Source organism: Dietzia sp. KRD202 (assembly GCF_017168155.1).
GTDB classification, from domain to species: domain Bacteria; phylum Actinomycetota; class Actinomycetes; order Mycobacteriales; family Mycobacteriaceae; genus Dietzia; species Dietzia kunjamensis.
The window spans coordinates 25,459-41,934 of record NZ_JABFAN010000006.1; the positions used below are offsets into that span (position 1 = coordinate 25,459).

At 71.3% G+C, this 16,476-nt stretch carries 17 protein-coding genes; 3 read left to right on the plus strand and 14 right to left on the minus strand.

Annotation, left to right across the window (positions count from 1 at the left end):
• Positions 1-85: 85 nt before the first annotated feature.
• The 5 genes from J1M64_RS03145 to J1M64_RS03165 all read right to left on the minus strand — a co-directional run bounded on the left by J1M64_RS03145 (position 86) and on the right by J1M64_RS03165 (position 4,663).
• Positions 86-187, minus strand: a complete 102-nt coding sequence (locus J1M64_RS03145; RefSeq protein WP_003855542.1) for a 30S ribosomal protein bS22 — start codon at positions 185-187, stop codon at positions 86-88.
• 182 nt (positions 188-369) lie between these two features.
• Positions 370-591, minus strand: a complete 222-nt coding sequence (locus tag J1M64_RS03150) for a helix-turn-helix domain-containing protein (protein WP_067718677.1) — start codon at positions 589-591, stop codon at positions 370-372.
• A 283-nt stretch (positions 592-874) separates the two neighbouring features.
• Positions 875-1,717: a pyrroline-5-carboxylate reductase gene (gene proC / locus J1M64_RS03155; protein WP_096906784.1), complete on the minus strand. Its 843-nt coding sequence runs from the start codon at positions 1,715-1,717 to the stop codon at positions 875-877.
• Positions 1,718-1,991: 274 nt separating this feature from the next.
• On the minus strand, positions 1,992-3,713 hold the full coding sequence (locus tag J1M64_RS03160) for a hypothetical protein (RefSeq protein WP_206472730.1): 1,722 nt from the start codon (positions 3,711-3,713) through the stop codon (positions 1,992-1,994).
• Between the two features lie 2 nt (positions 3,714-3,715).
• Positions 3,716-4,663 carry a Ppx/GppA phosphatase family protein gene (locus J1M64_RS03165; protein ID WP_182608845.1) on the minus strand — a complete coding sequence of 316 codons (948 nt, stop codon included), beginning with the start codon at positions 4,661-4,663 and terminating at the stop codon, positions 3,716-3,718.
• A 33-nt stretch (positions 4,664-4,696) separates the two neighbouring features.
• On the opposite strand from J1M64_RS03165, the gene J1M64_RS03170 reads away from it, so the two are divergent.
• Entirely contained in the window at positions 4,697-5,557 is an 861-nt protein-coding gene (locus J1M64_RS03170; RefSeq protein WP_206472731.1) for a hypothetical protein, read from the plus strand.
• Between the two features lie 97 nt (positions 5,558-5,654).
• On the opposite strand, the gene J1M64_RS03175 is transcribed toward J1M64_RS03170, so the two are convergent.
• The 3 genes from J1M64_RS03175 to J1M64_RS03185 form a co-directional block, all read right to left on the minus strand.
• Positions 5,655-6,344 carry a response regulator transcription factor gene (locus J1M64_RS03175; RefSeq protein ID WP_206472732.1) on the minus strand — a complete coding sequence of 230 codons (690 nt, stop codon included), beginning with the start codon at positions 6,342-6,344 and terminating at the stop codon, positions 5,655-5,657.
• A complete protein-coding gene (locus tag J1M64_RS03180; RefSeq protein ID WP_206472733.1) occupies positions 6,341-7,537 on the minus strand; it encodes a cell wall metabolism sensor histidine kinase WalK in 1,197 nt (398 codons plus the stop codon). The genes J1M64_RS03175 and J1M64_RS03180 overlap by 4 nt, the downstream gene beginning before the upstream one ends.
• Before the next feature lie 114 nt (positions 7,538-7,651).
• Positions 7,652-8,398, minus strand: coding sequence for a phosphoglyceromutase (locus J1M64_RS03185; protein WP_206472734.1), 747 nt, complete (start codon positions 8,396-8,398; stop codon positions 7,652-7,654).
• A 41-nt stretch (positions 8,399-8,439) separates the two neighbouring features.
• On the opposite strand from J1M64_RS03185, the gene J1M64_RS03190 reads away from it, so the two are divergent.
• Positions 8,440-10,149 (plus strand): long-chain-fatty-acid--CoA ligase, encoded by a 1,710-nt coding sequence (locus J1M64_RS03190; RefSeq protein ID WP_206472735.1) that lies wholly within the window; start codon positions 8,440-8,442, stop codon positions 10,147-10,149.
• A gap of 24 nt (positions 10,150-10,173) precedes the next feature.
• Here J1M64_RS03190 and J1M64_RS03195 read toward each other — a convergent pair whose 3' ends face one another.
• The 3 genes from J1M64_RS03195 to J1M64_RS03205 form a co-directional block, all read right to left on the minus strand.
• Positions 10,174-10,737: a YbjN domain-containing protein gene (locus J1M64_RS03195; protein ID WP_069389592.1), complete on the minus strand. Its 564-nt coding sequence runs from the start codon at positions 10,735-10,737 to the stop codon at positions 10,174-10,176.
• A 154-nt stretch (positions 10,738-10,891) separates the two neighbouring features.
• On the minus strand, positions 10,892-12,202 hold the full coding sequence (gene mshA / locus J1M64_RS03200) for a D-inositol-3-phosphate glycosyltransferase (protein ID WP_206472737.1): 1,311 nt from the start codon (positions 12,200-12,202) through the stop codon (positions 10,892-10,894).
• 116 nt (positions 12,203-12,318) lie between these two features.
• On the minus strand, positions 12,319-13,230 hold the full coding sequence (locus J1M64_RS03205; protein ID WP_206472739.1) for an alpha/beta fold hydrolase: 912 nt from the start codon (positions 13,228-13,230) through the stop codon (positions 12,319-12,321).
• Between the two features lie 73 nt (positions 13,231-13,303).
• On the opposite strand from J1M64_RS03205, the gene J1M64_RS03210 reads away from it, so the two are divergent.
• Complete coding sequence (locus J1M64_RS03210) at positions 13,304-13,753, plus strand: limonene-1,2-epoxide hydrolase family protein (RefSeq protein WP_154829827.1); 450 nt, start codon at positions 13,304-13,306, stop codon at positions 13,751-13,753.
• On the opposite strand, the gene J1M64_RS03215 is transcribed toward J1M64_RS03210, so the two are convergent.
• The 3 genes from J1M64_RS03215 to J1M64_RS03225 are packed head-to-tail and all read right to left on the minus strand — an operon-like array spanning position 13,734 to position 16,439.
• Positions 13,734-14,198: an ATP-binding protein gene (locus J1M64_RS03215; RefSeq protein WP_206472741.1), complete on the minus strand. Its 465-nt coding sequence runs from the start codon at positions 14,196-14,198 to the stop codon at positions 13,734-13,736. The two genes, J1M64_RS03210 and J1M64_RS03215, sit on opposite strands and share 20 nt — an antisense overlap.
• Positions 14,188-14,523 carry an STAS domain-containing protein gene (locus tag J1M64_RS03220; RefSeq protein ID WP_206472744.1) on the minus strand — a complete coding sequence of 112 codons (336 nt, stop codon included), beginning with the start codon at positions 14,521-14,523 and terminating at the stop codon, positions 14,188-14,190. The genes J1M64_RS03215 and J1M64_RS03220 overlap by 11 nt, the downstream gene beginning before the upstream one ends.
• Entirely contained in the window at positions 14,520-16,439 is a 1,920-nt protein-coding gene (locus J1M64_RS03225; protein ID WP_206472746.1) for a glycosyltransferase, read from the minus strand. Before J1M64_RS03225 ends, J1M64_RS03220 begins: the two co-directional genes overlap by 4 nt.
• Between the last annotated feature and the right edge of the window lie 37 nt (positions 16,440-16,476).

Sequence of the window (16,476 nt, forward strand, 5' to 3'; positions counted from 1 at the left end):
GAAATACACCGATGCCCGCCACCACTGTCGGTGACGGGCATCTGCTACAGGCGTGAGTCCGGGCGCTACCGAGGCGCCGCCGGACTCACTTACCGAGTTTGCGACGCTGCACGCGGGTCCGGCGGAGCATCTTGCGGTGCTTCTTCTTGGACATACGCTTGCGGCGCTTCTTGATCACAGAACCCATATCGGGGTCACCTACCTGTCGACTACTGGTCTGGGGCCTTACAGCCCGCGAAGGGCCTTGACTTGCGCTCCGGCGCCTGAGAGCGAGCTCGAAAGCCGGGACGGAACCCGTCCAGACTACCTCTCGCTCCCCGCGGCCACGAAAACGGGCCGGACACCGCCCCGCCGGGGCGGTTCAGTGCGTCAGCCCGCGGAGAAGTACGACGTGTCGAGGTACTCGTGCACGGCCTTGGAGTGGACCCGGAACGACCGCCCCACCCGCACGGCGGGCAGTTCGCCCGAGTGGACGAGTCTGTAGACCGTCATCTTGGACACGCGCATCAGCGCGGCGACCTCGGCCACGGTGAGGAACTGCGAGCCCCCCGCCGCCTGTGCGCCGCTATCGGTCTTGTCGGTAGTCGCCATCGTCACAACCCTTCGTGGCACGCGTCGTGCCGCAGGCTTCCCCTCCTGCGGTACGGACACGCACGTGCTGGGTATGAGCCTAGCGTGAATGGTGTGATCAATGCGACGGGAGTGGGCGAATTACATCGACGACACGCCGCCCGATCCGCGCCTCACCCGCCCTGAACTGGGCTTGTGCTAAACGAGCGACCCGCCGGGTGGGTCACATCTCACCCGGCGGGTCGGTTCGGTACGCGCACACCCGGCCCGTTCGGTCGCCTCGGCGACGGGCCCGGGTGGCGGGTCAGTCGATCTCGTCGTCGTCGTCGCCATCGGTGGAGGCCAGTGCCAACGCCCGCGACCGCGACGCCGCCGCCTCGACCGCGTCCGCCACCGCCGAGCGCAGTCCCCCGGCCTCCAGCCTGCGGATCGCCGCGGCGGTGGTGCCGCCCGGGGAGCTGACGTTGTAGCGCAGTTCGGCGGGTCCCTCGCCGCCGCCGGTGAGCATCGCGCCCGCGCCGAGCGCCGTGCCGGCCGCCAGCTTCAGCGCCACGTCGCGCGGCAGCCCGCGCTCCACGCCGGCGTCGACCATCGCCTCCGCCATGAGGAAGAAGTAGGCGGGGCCGGACCCGGACACCGCGGTCACCGCGTCCATCTGGGCCTCGGTGACGACGACGACGAGGCCCACGCTCTCCATGATCGTGGACACCTGCTCGAGATGCTCATCGCGCGCATAGCGGCCCTTGCAGAGCGCGGAGACGCCGTGCCCGACGAGCATCGCCGTGTTGGGCATGACCCGCACGACCGGCGAGCCGGCGCTGAGCTTGTTCTCCAGCACGGTCGTCGGCACGCCGGCCGCGAGCGAGACCACGATCGACTCGTGGACGCTGTCGGAGATGGCGTCGCCGATGCGGCCGACCACCGCCGGCACGTCCTGGGGCTTGACGGCCACCACGATCACGTCGGCGCCCTCGCAGCCGATGTCGAGGCTGGTGGACAGGATGTTGTACTTCTTGGCCAACTGCTCGGCGCGGGCCTCCACGGCCTCGATCACCACGATGTCCGACGGCTCGGTCCCGGCCTCACGGAGTCCCGCGATGAGGGCCTCGCCGATGCGTCCGCCACCGACCACTGCGATTCTCGTCATGCCCTTTACAGTGCCACACGCGTGCGCGGCCGCCCGCCGGCCGCGGTCGAACGGGGCCGCCCGCTCGCGCCACCCATCGACTCGCGCTCGCCGCCACCGCCGCCTATTCGATGTCGCTCCACCTATCGCATCCGGTGGGTGGAGCGACATCGGATGGGCGGCGGGAGGGATTCGGTTGCCCGTCGCCGGTTCCCGCTCGCGCACCGCGGCTGAAACGGCCCCGCCCGCACCTGGAGCAGGCGCGGGCGGGGTGCGGGTCGTGGCCGGGATGCGGCTAGGAGACGAGTCTGAGCAGGAGTGGCCCGCACGTCACGCCCAGGCCGACGATCACCGCGAGGGCGATGCTGACGGAGTCGTTGCTCCTGCGCAGGACGCGGACCATGGCCACCAGTCCGACGATCACGACGATCGCCAGCGCAAAGGCCACCCACGGCAGGTCGCGCCAGAGCAATTGGAAGCCGATGAACAGTGCCGCGCCCGCGACCGCGGAGGCGAGCACCTGCGCGACGAGGATTAGCCACTGCGACGCCGGCGACCGCTCGGGCTCGGCTCCGCCGGGGGCGTCGTCGACGTCGCGGTACTGCGAGCTGTCCGGCTCCGCCGGGGTCTGCTGCGACGCGTGTGCGGGGGTCGGAGCGTCGGCCCGGTCGGCGCCGGGCTGGTCTGTGCTCGTCCGGTCGGCGACGGGGGCGTCGGCCCCGGGCCGGGCGACCGGCTGCTGGTCCGCTGTCGTTGCGCCGGCCTTCGTCGCCTCGGTCTGCGCCGCGTCGGACTTCGCCGCGCCGGACTTCGTCTCGTCGCGCTTCGGCCGCTCGGTGCCGGTGCCCGCGCCGGCCACTGCCGCGGCCATCCCCGCGACCCCCGCACCTCCGGCGGCGGCAGCGGTCGCCGCACCCAGGGCACCCCCGCGCGTGGCGGAGTCGGAATCGTCGGGCTGCCCGGCTGGCGCCTCGGGGGCGCGGTGGGCGGTCGAGCCACTGCCCGACGGCACACCCCATGCGGAGGCATCGGCCCCTGCGGCGGGCTTGTCTGCGGGGGCGGGCTTGTCAGCCGCCGGAGCGGCGGAGGTCCCGGCGGGCTTGTCGGCCGCCGGAGCGGCGGAGGTCGCGGCAAACTTGTCGGTACCGGACTTGCCGGTGGCGGGCTTGGCGGTGGCGGGCTTGTCGGTGCCGGGCTTGACCGCCGGGGCGGTGGACGAGGCCGGCGCGGCCTTGCCTGCGGATCCGGCAGGTGCGGACGGAGCTGACTTGTCGCCCGAGCCCGGGGCTGCGGTGCCGGCGACACCGGCAGCAGCGGCGCCCGCGACACCTGCGGCCGCGGCGCCGGCGGGCCCCACGCCACCACGATCGGCGGGCGTCGGGCGGGTGGCGGGAGCGTCGGAACCCGACTGCTCCGCATCCTTGCGCTTGCGGCCGAACAGCCCGCGCAGACCGCCCTGCTTTCCCTGCTGGCCGGCGTCATCGGAGGCGGAGCGCGACGGGGTCGGCGCAGACGGGGTCCGCGCGGACGGACTCGACGACGTCGGGGCCTGCTGCGGGGCCGGCGAGGTGGTGCGCGTCGGTGCGGCGGACGACTTCTCGGCCGACCCGGCCGGCGTGGACGCGGGCGCCCCTGCCTCCGGGGCCCGCCGCCGTCCCGAGGGCCGCGGGGTCTGCGGGGTCTCAGAGGTGGACGACCTCGTCGTCGTCGTCCCCGGGGTCTCCCCGGCGCCCGTCGGGGCACCACCGTCGGCACCCGACTCCGCGTCCCGCTCGGCGTCGCCACCGGCGGCCGCGGCCTCTTCGGCCTCCCGCGCCCGACGCCGCGCCGCGCGACCACTGAGCACGGTGTCGTCGGTGATCTTGGGGATCTCACCGGTGAGCTCGGAGACGCTGAGTCCGCCGCCCTCGTCGGCCCGGCGACGCCGACGCCCGGCCGGGGCGTCCTGCTGCTCCGCGCCCATGCGCTTGAGCAGCTCCGCCACGGTGATCTGCTGACCGTCTGAATCCTCGGCCATCGTCAGCTCCCCTTCCCGTCGCCGCCCACGTCCCGGTCGAGACGCTGCAGGATGAGCCCCTCTCGCAGAGCCCACGGACAGATTTTCACACTTTCCAGACCCAACGCACGCATGGACGCCTCCGCCACCAGCGCTCCCGCCACCACCTGATGCGAGCGGTCGGAGCTGATGCCCTCCAACTCTGCCCTGTCGGCGGCCGTCATGCGGGAGATAAACGCGATCACCTGCCGCAGACCGGCGGCTGTGAGCACCCGGTCCACCCGCGGGCCATCCGACGACGGCGCCGCACCCGTGAGCCGGGCCAACATACGGAACGTCTTGGAGGTGGCGCACGCGAGGTCGGGCTCACCGGCCGCCCGGAGTTCCCGGGCCGGCCCGTCGAGCTCGGCGTCGATGTAGTCACGCAGCTGGTTGATGCGCTTGCGCTCCGGCGGGTCGGTCTTGAACCAGTCGTGGGTGAGCCGGCCGGCGCCCAGCTGCAGACTGAACGCCTGCTCGGGCAGCTCGTCCTCCCCGTGGGTCATCTCCAACGACCCACCACCGATGTCGAGGTTGATGATCCGCCCCGCGCTCCAGCCGTACCACCGACGCGCGGCGAGGAACGTCATGCGCGCCTCGTCCTCACCGGAGAGCACCCGCAGCTCGATGCCGGTCTCCTTCTCCACCTTGGCCAACACGTCGTCCGAGTTGGCCGCGTCGCGCACGGCGGAGGTGGCCAACGCCATGACCTCGCGGCACTTGGTGGCTTCGGCCAGCTCGGCGGCCTCGTTGACCGCGTCGATGAGCCGGGCGATGCCGGTCTTGGAGATGTTGTTGTCGTCGTCCAGGTACTCGATCAGGCGTAGCCGGGTCTTGGAATCGTTCATGGGCGTGGGATGACCACCCCGGTGGGCATCGACCACCACGAAGTGGACCGTGTTACTTCCCACGTCCAGGACACCTAATCTCACACGACCACCCTAAACGGTCTACGGTCGCAGGTTGTGACCGCCACCGAACGCCCCCCGACCCCGGGCGCCCCTCAGCCCGAGGTCCCCCTCGACTTCCCGCGGGAGTGGTACACGTTCCCCGACCCCGCGAATGACGAACATCTGATCTCCGCCGACATGACCTGGCTGCTCTCGTCGTGGACGTGCGTCTTCGGCACGCCGGCCTGCCACGGCATCGAACGCGACCAGCCCGACTCCGGTTGCTGCACGCACGGCGCCTTCCTCTCCGACGACGCCGACCGGCAACGGCTCGAGGCCAACGTCGCCCTGCTGCGTCCGGAGGAATGGCAGCACCGTGAGGCCGCCCACGCCGCCGCGGCGGCGGAGGGGGCCGCGCAGGAGGCGTGGCTGGAGGAGGACGAACTGACCGGCGACGACGGCGAGATGGAGCCCGCTCTCAGGACGCGCCGCCTGGGCGGGAGGTGCGTATTCTTCAACGACGTCGGATGGCCGACCGGGTCGGGCTGCGCCCTGCACCACCTGGCCGGGCGGACGGGGCGGAGCCTGCCCGAGTCCAAGCCGGACGTGTGTTGGCAGCTGCCGATCCACGTGACCCGCGAATGGGAGACCCGTCCCGACGAGGTGGAGATCCTCCACACCCGCGTCGGCGAGTACGACCGCCGCGGCTGGGGCCCGGGCGGGCTGGACCTCGACTGGTACTGCACAGGCTCGCCCGAGGCTCACGTCGGCGTCGACCCCGTCTACATCTCCCTGCACGACGAACTCGTCGAGCTCCTGGGCGCGCAGTGCTACGAGGTGCTCGCCGCGGCGTGCCGGCGTCGGCGGCAGCTCGGGATCGTGGCCGTGCACCCGGCGACCGAGCGGGCGCAGACCGAACGAGCCAGCGAGACCTGACCGGGGCAGTCCACAATCCGCTACTCCGACTCCGGATCCGCTACCCGTGTAGGGGTAGCGGATCCGGACGGAGGCTAGCGGATTTGCAGCGGGGCGGTCAGCCCTCGAACTTGTAGCCCAGCCCGCGGACGGTCACCAGGTGCACCGGCTTGCCGGGATCGGACTCGATCTTCGAGCGCAGACGCTTGACGTGGACGTCGAGGGTCTTGGTGTCGCCGACGTAGTCCGACCCCCACACCCGATCGATGAGCTGTCCGCGCGTGAGGACCCGGCCCGAGTTGCGCAGCAGGTACTCCAGCAGGTCGAACTCCTTGAGCGGCAGCGTGACGGCCGAACCGCGGACCAGCACCGTGTGCCGCTCGATGTCCATCCGCACCGGCCCCGACTCCAGGACGCCGATGTCGCTGACCGGCTCCGCCTCGGCCTCGGCGCCGCGGCGCAGCACCGCCCGGATGCGGGCGATGAGTTCGCGGGCCGAGTACGGCTTGGTCACGTAGTCGTCGGCGCCCAACTCCAGGCCGACCACCTTGTCGATCTCACTGTCGCGGGCGGTCACCATGATCACCGGGACGGTCGACGTCATCCGCAGTCGCTTGCACACATCGGTGCCGGACATCCCGGGGAGCATGAGGTCCAGCAGCACGATGTCCGCGCCGTCGGACTCGAAGTTCTCCAGCGCGGTCGGGCCGTCCCCCGCGACGGTGACCTCGAAGCCTTCCTTGCGGAGCAGGAACGCCAGCGGATCCGCCAGCGAGTCCTCGTCCTCCACGATCAGCACCCTGGTCACGGCACCTGGTCCTCTCCTTGGTCGGCGTGCTCGGCGCCGGGGGTCCCCCCGGCGCCACCCGGCTCCACATGAGCCGGAAGTTCGAGTGTGAAGGTCGACCCCGTACCGGGGCGGCTCCACAGGCTGACGGCGCCGTTGTGGTTCTGGGCGACGTGCTTGACGATCGCCAGACCCAATCCGGTCCCGCCGGTGGCGCGGGAACGGGCCTTGTCGACGCGGAAGAACCGCTCGAAGACGCGGGCCTGGTGCTCGGGGGCGATGCCGATCCCGCGGTCGGTCACCCGCAGCGTCACGGTGTCCCCGGTCGCGGCCCGGGTGATCGATACCGGGGTGTGGTCGGGCGAGTAGTTGATGGCGTTCGAGATGAGGTTCGACACCGCCGTGACCAGGAGGGTCCAGTCCCCCTTGACCTCCAGCCCGGACGGCGCATCGGTGATGAGCTCGATCCCGGCCGCCTCCGCCGCCGACGCGGACCGACGCAGGGCCTCGGCCACCACGTCGTCCACGTCCACCGGCTCAGGGTCGCGGATCCGTTCGGCCCCCTGCAGTCGCGAGAGTTCGATCAGCTCGGAGACCATCTTGCCGAGCCGCTGGGCCTCGCTCACCACGCGTCCGCCGAAGTACTCGACCGAGTCCGGGTCATCCTTGGACTCCAGCAGCGCCTCGGCGAGCACCGCCATCGCCCCGACCGGGGTCTTTAGCTCGTGGGACACGTTGGCGACGAAGTCGCGGCGGGCCGCCTCCATACGACGGTGCTCGGAGTCGTCGTCGGCGAAGACCACGACGAACTGCTCACCGTTGCCCTCGAGGATCTCCCCGCGCCCGCTCACCGACGGGATGCGGCGGCGGCCGGGGGCCATCTTGGCGGGAAGGTCGAACCGGGTGGGGTGGCCGTCCGTGAACGTCGACCGGGCCGCGCGCCAGACCGGCTCCACCAGCAGGCGGTCATCGACAATCCCCAACTCCGCTGCACGACGGTTGTAGAGGACCACGTCCTGGTGGCGATCCACGACCGCCAGTGCGTACGGCGCCTGCTGATAGACGCCCCGCAGGACATCCAGCCGGCTGGGCCCGGCCTGCTCCGCGCGCCGACGCTCACCGCGTCGGTGGATCAGTGGGACGACGAAGCCGCCCGCGATGAAGCCGATGATCCCGGCGACGATCGCGAGGAAGATCCCCAGACTGACCTGCACGACCCCGATCCTACGGTGTGGCGTTCCGTCGCCCGAATCGCCAAACCCCCGGCCACCTGCGCGAAGTTCGCAGGCTGCCGGGGGTTCGCGACCCGTTCACCGGGCCTTCACCTACTACTTGCCGCCCTGGTTGGCCACGGCGGCCGCACCCGCGGCGGCGGCCTCCGGATCGAGGTAGGTGCCGCCCGGGTTGGCGACCAGCCCGGTCTCGTCGAAGTGGTAGACCAGCGGGATCCCGGTGGGGATGTTCAGGCCGGCAATATCCTCGTCGGAGATGCCGTCGAGGTGCTTGACCAGGGCGCGCAGCGAGTTGCCGTGCGCGGCCACCATCACGGTCTTGCCCTCCGCGAGCTTGGGGGCGATCTCGGCGGCGTAGTACGGGATGAACCGGTCCACGACGTCCTTGAGGCACTCGGTCAACGGCACCTCCGGCAGGTCGGAGTAGCGCGTGTCGGAGGTCTGCGAGTACTCATTGTCCGGGTCGATCGGCGGCGGCGGGGTGTCGTAGCTGCGGCGCCACAACATGAACTGCTCGTCGCCGAACTGGTCCTTGATCTCCGCCTTGTTCAGGCCCTGGAGCTTGCCGTAGTGACGCTCGTTGAGCTTCCAGTGCCGGATCACCGGGACCCAGTGACGGTCACACGCGTCCAGCGCGATGTTCGCGGTGGTGATCGCGCGACGCAGCAGCGAGGTGTACAGGATGTCCGGCAGGATCCCCGCCTCGGCGAGGAGCCTGCCGCCGCGGACCGCCTCCTCCCGACCGAGATCGGTGAGGTCGACGTCGACCCAGCCCGTGAACTGGTTGGATGCGTTCCACGTGGACTGCCCGTGACGCAGGAGGACGAGTGTTCCGTAAGCCATACGGCCATTATGACCCGCGCTCCGAGGACTACGGTGCAGACATGACCACACACGCCGGAGACACCCCCGAATCGACCGGGCGGCCGTGGACCGTCCACTACACGCCGGGGACCACGCAGGATCTCGACTACGGCACCACCACGCTGATCGACCAGTTCGACGACGCCGTGAGCACCTACTCGTCCCGGCCCGCCACCGAGTTCTTCGGCCGCCTGACGACCTACGCGGACCTGGGCAGGCGGGTGCGCCGCGCCGCCGAGGGCCTGCGGCGCCTGGGCGTCGACCGCGGCGACCGCGTCGCCGTGCTGCTGCCCAACTGTCCCCAGGGCGTCGCGGTCTTCTATGCGGCCCTGCGCATCGGTGCGATCGTCGTGGAGCACAACCCCCTGTACACCGCCGACGAGCTCGAGGGCCCCTTCGCCGACCACGGGGCGAAAGTGGTCGTGACCTGGAACGTCGTCGCGCCCGTGGTGCGGGACCTCGCCGACCGGCCCGGCACCGCGATCGAGCACATCATCTCGGTCGACCTGCTCGACGAGCTCCCCGCCGCCAAGAGGCTGGCGCTCAAGCACCTGCCGGTGCCGTCACTGCGCGCCGCCCGGGACAAGCTCTCCCGGCCGGCCCCCGGCACGCTGGACTGGGCGGACCTCGAGACGGGCGCCGAGCTGGACTTCTCGTACCCGCGGCCGGCGGCCGGGGACCCCGCACTGATCCTCTACACCTCCGGCACGACCGGCACCCCGAAGGGCGCCGTACTCACCCACGCCAACCTGGTGGCCAACGCGAAGATGGGCCAGGCGTGGGTGCCCGGGCTCGAGTTCGGCCGCGAGCGCTTCCTGGCCTCCCTGCCGATGTTCCACGCCTACGGGGTGACGCTGTGCGTGGTGATCGGGATCGCGGTCGGCGCGCGGCTGCAGCTGGTGCCGACCCCCGACATGGACCTCATCATGCCGATCATGAAGAAAGACCTGCCCACCTTCATCCCGGCCGTCCCGCCGATCTACAGCAAGATCCTCGAGGAGGCGGACAGGCGGAAGATTTCCCTCCACGGCATCAAGCACTCGCTGTCCGGCGCCATGAGCCTGCCCGCCGAACTCATCGAGAAGTGGGAGTCCGCCACCGGTGGTCTGCTCGTGGAGGGCTACGGGATGACCGAGACCTCCCCCATCACCGTCGGCAACCCCATGTCGACGGCGAGGCGGGCCGGCTCCATCGGCGTCCCGTTCCCGGACACCGACATCCGCGTGGCCGACAAGGACGATCCCTCGCTCGACGTCCCGGCCGGCGAGCCCGGTGAACTGTTGGTCAAGGGGCCGCAGGTGTTCCCGGGCTACTGGCGCAACGAGAAGGCGACCGCCGAGACCTTCCACGACGGTTGGATCCGCACCGGCGACGTGGTGGTGCAGGACTCCGACGGCTTCCTCCACGTGGTGGACCGGATCAAGGAGATGATCGTCACCGGCGGGTTCAACGTCTACCCGTCGGAGGTCGAGGCGGTGCTGCGCACGGCCCCGGGCGTCGCGGACTGCGCCGTGGTGGGCCGCCCGAGCCCCGACGGCGGCGAGAAGGTCATCGCCGCGGTCGTGCCGGAGCCTGGCGCCACACTCGACCCCGACGCCCTGCGCGCGCACTGCAAGGGCTCGCTGGCCGGGTACAAGGTCCCGCGCGAGTTCGTCGGAATGGACGCACTTCCCACCAACCCGATGGGCAAGGTCCTGCGCAAGAAGGTCGCACGGCAGATCAACGCCTGACCTGCGCGCTGTCCCGGCCCCGGGCTACTCGGGCTGGGGCAGGTCCTCGGTGAGGTGGCGGAACGCGTCGAGGTTGCGCAGCGGCTCGCCCCGGGACACGCGCCACTCCCACTCACGGCGGATCGAGGTGTGGAAGCCCAGCTCGATGAGGACGTTGAAATCGTGGTCGGCGGCCTCGAGCACCTGACCCAGCACGCGGTCGAGCTCCTCCTCGGTCACCGCGACCAGCGGCATCCGGCCGACGAGGTAGATGTCGCTGTTGTTGTCCAGCGTGTAGGCCACCTGGTACAGCCGCCGGTTGCGCCGCAGCAGGTAGTTGTAGACCTTCTCGAAGTCCTCGTCGGGTCGGCGGCAGACGAACGCCTCGATGCGCACGCTCTCCCGGTTCACCGTCAGGTGGCACGCGGTCTTGAGGCGCTTCTCCCCCGGCAGGATCACGACGAAGGTGCGTCCGTCGGCCAGCGTCGACTCGATCTCCCGCTCCACGAGGAAGTTGCGGATCCGCTCGACGGTGGGGGCGTCGACATCGTCCCGGTGCGGGGCCGGCCCGTCGTCGTCCATGCGCTTGCTCTCGGTGGGGTCGATCATCGTGACTCCTTCGGGGTGGTCGGCTGGGACTTGTCGTCGGCTGGGGCCTGTCGTCGGCTGTGGCTTGCCGTCGGCTGTGGCTTGTCGTCGGCCGGGCCAGGCGTCGGCCGGGCCTCGTAGGCGATTCGACGCGGCGGCTCCCGCGGACGGGAGATCAGGACGCGGTGGCCTCCGCACGCCGGGCCCGGTATGCGGCCATCGTGCCCGCATACGAGGACAGCAGCCCGTCGGCGGTGGAGTCCCAGGAAAACCCGGAGGCGTGTACCGGGGCGGCCCGCGACATCGACAGGCGCAGCTCGTCGTCGTCCAACAATCCCGACAACACGCGCGCCCACTCCCGCGGATCGTGCCCGTCGACGGTGATCCCGGTCCGGCCGTCGGCGACGGCCGTCGGCAACCCGCCCACCGCGGCCGCGACGACGGGGGTGCCGCACGCCTGCGCCTCGAGCGCCACCAGCCCGAACGACTCGGAGTACGACGGCACCGCCACGATGTCGGCGGCGCGGTAGACGTCCACCAGCTCCGACGGCGGGCGCGGCGCCAGGAAGCTCACGCGGTCGGCCACACCCAGCTCCTCGGCCAGGTCCATGAGCGAACGCGGCCTTTCGAGCCCCGACCCGCTGGGCCCGCCCACCACGAGCAACCGCACGTCGCGGCGGGGCTGGGCGCGCACCATCTCGGCCAGCGCCCGCACGATCACGTCGGGGGCCTTGAGCGGTTGGATGCGGCCGACGAACGCGATCACCTCGGAGTGCTGCCCCAGCCCCAGCGCGCGGCGGGCCTGCTCGGTGCCACGCCGGGTGCCGGGGGTGTACTGCTCCAGGTCGGCGCCGGGCGAGACGACGTCGACGTCGGCGGGGTCGGCGTCGTAGTACTCGACGAGTTCGCGCAGCTCGCCGGTGGTGTTGACGACGAGCCGGTCCGCGGCGTCCACGATCTGCTGTTCACCGATACGCCGGGACTCGGGCTCGGGGGTGTCCCCCTCGGCGAGGACCGCGTTCTTCACCGCCGCCAGCGTGTGCGCGGTGTGGACCAGCGGCACGCCCCAGTGCTCGGACGCGACCAGCCCGGCCTGGCCGGAGAGCCAGTAGTGGGAGTGGATGAGGTCGTAGTACCCCGGCGCGTGCCCGGCCTCCGCGCGCATCACGCCGGCGACGAACGGGCACAGCTGCGTGGGCAGGTCCTCCTTGCGCAGTCCCTCGAACGGCCCGGCCACGATGTTGCGGACCAGGACGCCGTCGCCGGCCTGCTCGACCGGCGGCTGTGACGAGTGGGTGGCGCGGGTGAAGATCTCGACCTCCACGCCGAGGCGGGCCAATCGGCGCGCGGTCTGCAGGACGTACACATTGAGTCCGCCCGCGTCGCCCGTGCCCGGCTGGGCCAGCGGCGAGGTGTGGAAGGACAGGACCGCGACGCGCCGGGGCAGGGGATGCGCGGCGCCGGGGTCGAGGTCGGTTACGGTCACCCGTCCGATTGTGCCCCTGCCCGCGCCGGGGTGCACGTCGGCCGTGCCCCGCCGCCCTGATGTGACGACGACGACGAGGTGGGCTCCAGCGCGCCGGGCCCGCCCGTCGCGAATGGCTACAGGGAGGCGGCGAACTCGTCGAGCTCGGCGAGGAAGCGCGGCGTCTCCTCGAGGAACGGCGCGTGTGCGGACTCGGCGAACTCGACGTAGCGGCCGCCGGGGATCATCTCGGCGTTGGCCCGGCCGGCGGAGGGCAGCACCACCCCGTCGTGGGCGCCGTGGAGGACGAGCGCGGGGATCGTCAGACCGCGCAGGGTTTCGTCGTTGTCCACCTTGCGGGTGAGCAGCGCCTGCCGAACCTCCGGCGGCGTGGACATCGACAGTCCCAGGATCCGCTGCCCGTCCGGGCCCGATCCCGAGCGCATCATGGCGTTGCCGAAGCTCGTGAACGCCGCCAGCGCGACCGACGGCTTCTCGTCGAACGCCCCGCCCGAGGTGACCTCCTTCATGGCCGGGCCGATCGCGCCGCCCGCCGAGCGGGAGAGCGAGGTGACCGCGCCGCACAGCACGATCCCGCCGACCCGGCCCTCACCGCGGGCGGCCAGGTAGTCCGCGACCACGACCCCGCCGTAGGACCAGCCGAGAAGGATCGCGCCCGAGTCCTCGGTGATCCCGGCGGAGTCGAGGACGGCCTCGACGTCGTCGGCCCACTGCGGTGCCGAGTCGTAGCCGCCGGCCGGGACGTCGGAATGCCCGTGGCCGCGCAGGTCGATCGCCACCACGCGGAAACGCCGGGCCAGCTCGTTCAGCACGTCCTGCCCCCAGCTCGCGCTCGACTGCGCCCAACCGTGGATGAGCACGAGCGGCCGGGCGGCGGGGTCACCGAGCACGCGGTAGGCGATCGCGGTGCCGTCCGACGAGACGGCCGAGGCGAGGGCGGGCGCAGCGAGGGTGGGCCCAGGCGTCGAGGCGGCGGGGGCGTCGGTTCGGGCGTCGGTTGGCGAGGCGGAGGGGGAGGTTGAGGTCATGCGCCTCATCGTGCCAGAGCCGATCGCCGCGATCCGACCCCCAGACCCCGCCCGCGACGGTTACCGTTGCGCAATGGCAGCCACCAGCACCCGGACCGACCCCGATGTCGTGGTCCGCACGTTCTTCGACGCCCTGATGTCCGGCTCCACCGCCAGCGCCGCCGACCTGCTCAGTGAGGATGTCTGGTGGGCCAACATCGGCCTGCCGACCATCCGGGGCAAGCGCGCAGTCGTCGGCGCGATCTCCTCGATGAACCGCAGCATCCGCTTCGGCGTGGAGATCCACCACCTCGCGGTGTCGGCGCCCGCGGACCCGACCGACCCGGCGGCCCCCGTCGTGGTGCTCACCGAGCGCACCGATTACCTGGGGGTGGGGCGGTTCCGCGTCGGCTTCTGGGTGTGCGGCCGCCTCGAGGTCCGCGATGGCCGGGTGTGCGGTTGGCAGGACTACTTCTCCAAGGCCGACATGGCCAAGGGCGCGGTGCGCGGACTCGTCGAGATGGTCACCGGTCGGGGTCGCTGACCTCGTTGTCGTTGTCGTCGTTGTCGTTGTCGTTGTCGTCCCCGCGGTAACACACCAGCCGCCACTGGTTGCTCCCGCCGCGGCGCCGGTACTCCAGTTCGTCGAGCGCGGCCAGCGCGATGGCCAGACCGCGGCCGCGGTCTGCCATGACGTCGGGCATCTCCACGGTTCGCAGGTCCACGCGGGCCGGGTGGCCGTCGTCGGAGAAGCGCGCCTCGAGCCGATCGGGGGTGAGCTCCAGCTCGAGCGTGAGCGAGACCGTCCCCCCGCGGCCCGCGTGCTCGATGATGTTCGCGCCGATCTCGGCCACGGCCACCTCGAACTGCATCCGGGCGTCCTCCTCGACCTCCCCGGACGTGGTCATCTCACCCACCAGGTCGAGGATGCGGTCGAGGGTGACCTCGTCGGTGGACGAGGTGAGCAACCACCGACCGTCAGCGGCCATCGAAGGCGGCTTCCGCCGTCTCGTGCGCGGTGAGGACCTTGTCCAGCTTGGTCAGGGTGAGCACCCGGCGGACCTGCTCGGTGGGGGCGGCGATCCGCAGGTCGCCCCCGGCCTGACGAGCCGCCTTGAGCCCCGAGATGAGCGCCCCCAGCCCGGAGGAGTCGATGAACTCGGTGGTGCTGAGGTCCACCACGAGATGCCTCGACCCGCCTTCGACCAACTGCCGCAACTGCTCCCGCAGCCGCGGCGCGGCGACCATGTTCAGTCTCCCGGTCGGCTGCACCACCACACTGTGGTCGAGTTCCCGGGTGTCGTAGGTCGTCATGAGGCTCCTTCTGTCTGGGGACCACGGTAGCGAGCGGCCTGGAACACCACCGAGAGAATGAACAGGTCGAACACCACCCACACGAGGTTGGCCACCACCCCCAGCACCGAGTGCGCGCCGAGCGCCAGCCGCACCGCACCGATCACGGCCGCCACCACGAGGGCCGCCATCACCACGAGCTGCCAGCGGAACAGGTGCCACGGGGTGGCGTCCTGGCCCTGCCGGGTCTTGGGGGTCACGGCGAAGTCCAGTGGCTTGCCGAACCACACGTTCCGCACCGCGGTCCACACGGACATGATCCACACCGGGAACAGGGCCAGGCTGTACTGCTGGCCGCGCCACGTGGGCGTCCCCCGGCCCACCACGAAGAACAGCAGTTGACTCAGGAGGAGGAACGGGATGAGTCGGGCGAAGAAGTCCACGCTCCACGCCTGCACCGGGAGCACGCCGAACACGAGGTAGATCACGGGGGCGGCGAAGTAGGCCACGGCGGCGAACCCGGACAGGTAGCTCCACATGGTGGACCAGTACATGAGCCGCTGCGCCAGGGTGAGCCCCTTCTGGACCAGCGGGTTCTCCCGCAACATCACCTGGATGGTGCCCTGCGCCCAGCGCAGCCGCTGCGTGAGCATGGTCTTGGGGTCCTCGGGCGCCAGGCCGTAGGCCAGGACCTCGTGGTGGTAGGCGGTGCGCCACCCGGCCGCGTGGAGCCGCATGGCCGTCGCCATGTCCTCGGTGACCGAGATCGTGGCCAGGGCCTGGGTGGGCTCGGCCTCGTCGGCCCGGTCCACGTCCACGGCGGCGATGAGCGACCGCACGGACTCGATCGCACCGAGCGGTGACCACTCCCGGTCCGACAGCTCGTCGAGCATGAGCTCGTCCAGCAGCACGGTCTCCGAGGCGTGCTCGTCCAGGGCGGCGATCGCCTCCAGGTCCGCGCGGATCGCACCCGCGTCGGCGTCCACCACCACACGTGCGGCGGCGTCGACCTCCTGCTGGAACCGGTACGTCACGTCGGCCAGGGCGGCGTCCCCGCGCAGCTCCGCCCGGGCGGCCCGGACGGCACGCCGGACGCCCTTGAGCGCCTCCGCCACCTCGGGCTGGTCCGACGGCACCGACCGCTGCGCGCGGCGGACCACCCGGTCGGCGGTGCGCAGGGCGCGGGTCACCCCGTCCTCCACGGCGGTGACGTAGCCGGAGATGCCGAGTTGCATGAGGGCCTCGCGACGCAGCACGGCGTTGGAGCCGCAGAAGAACGCCGCGTTCCACCCGTCCTTGCCCTGCTGGATGGGGCCGTAGAACAGGGGCGCCTGGCTGCCGAGCGGGTCGGAGTCGGGGACGTTGGTGAAGTACTGCGGGGTCTGGACCAGCGCCATCCCGTCGTCGGTGAAGTACCCGAGCGTGTGGTCGAGGATCTCCGGTTCCGGGATCTGGTCGGCGTCGAGGATGAGGATGAACTCGCCGTCGGTGTGCAGGAGGGCGTTGATGAGGTTGCCGGCCTTGGCGTGGCGGGGCTTGTTGGTCCAGCTCGCCGCGCGCGTGAGGTAGTCCACCCCCAGCTCCCGGGCGGCGGCGGCGAGTTCGGGCCGCGACCCGTCGTCGAGGATCCACGTGCGGTGCGGGTACCGGATCCGCGCGGCCGCCTCGGCGGTGCGCAGCACCAGGTCGATGGGCTCGTTGTACGTGGTGATGAACACGTCCACCGTGAGGCCCTCGGGGGCGGGGGGCGGAGGGGGACGACGGCGCAGCCGCCACATCGTGAAGGCGAACAGCAGCGAGTCGACCAGGCTGTACGTCTCCGCCAGCACCAGGGGGACGGCGATCCACCACGCGTCCCAGTTGACGGAGAACAGCCACCGCCACACGATGTAATTGAGCCCCACCACCACCGTGAGCACCACTAGCAGACGCAGCATCGGCGAGGGGTACTCGCTCCGGCGGACCGGCGGCGCC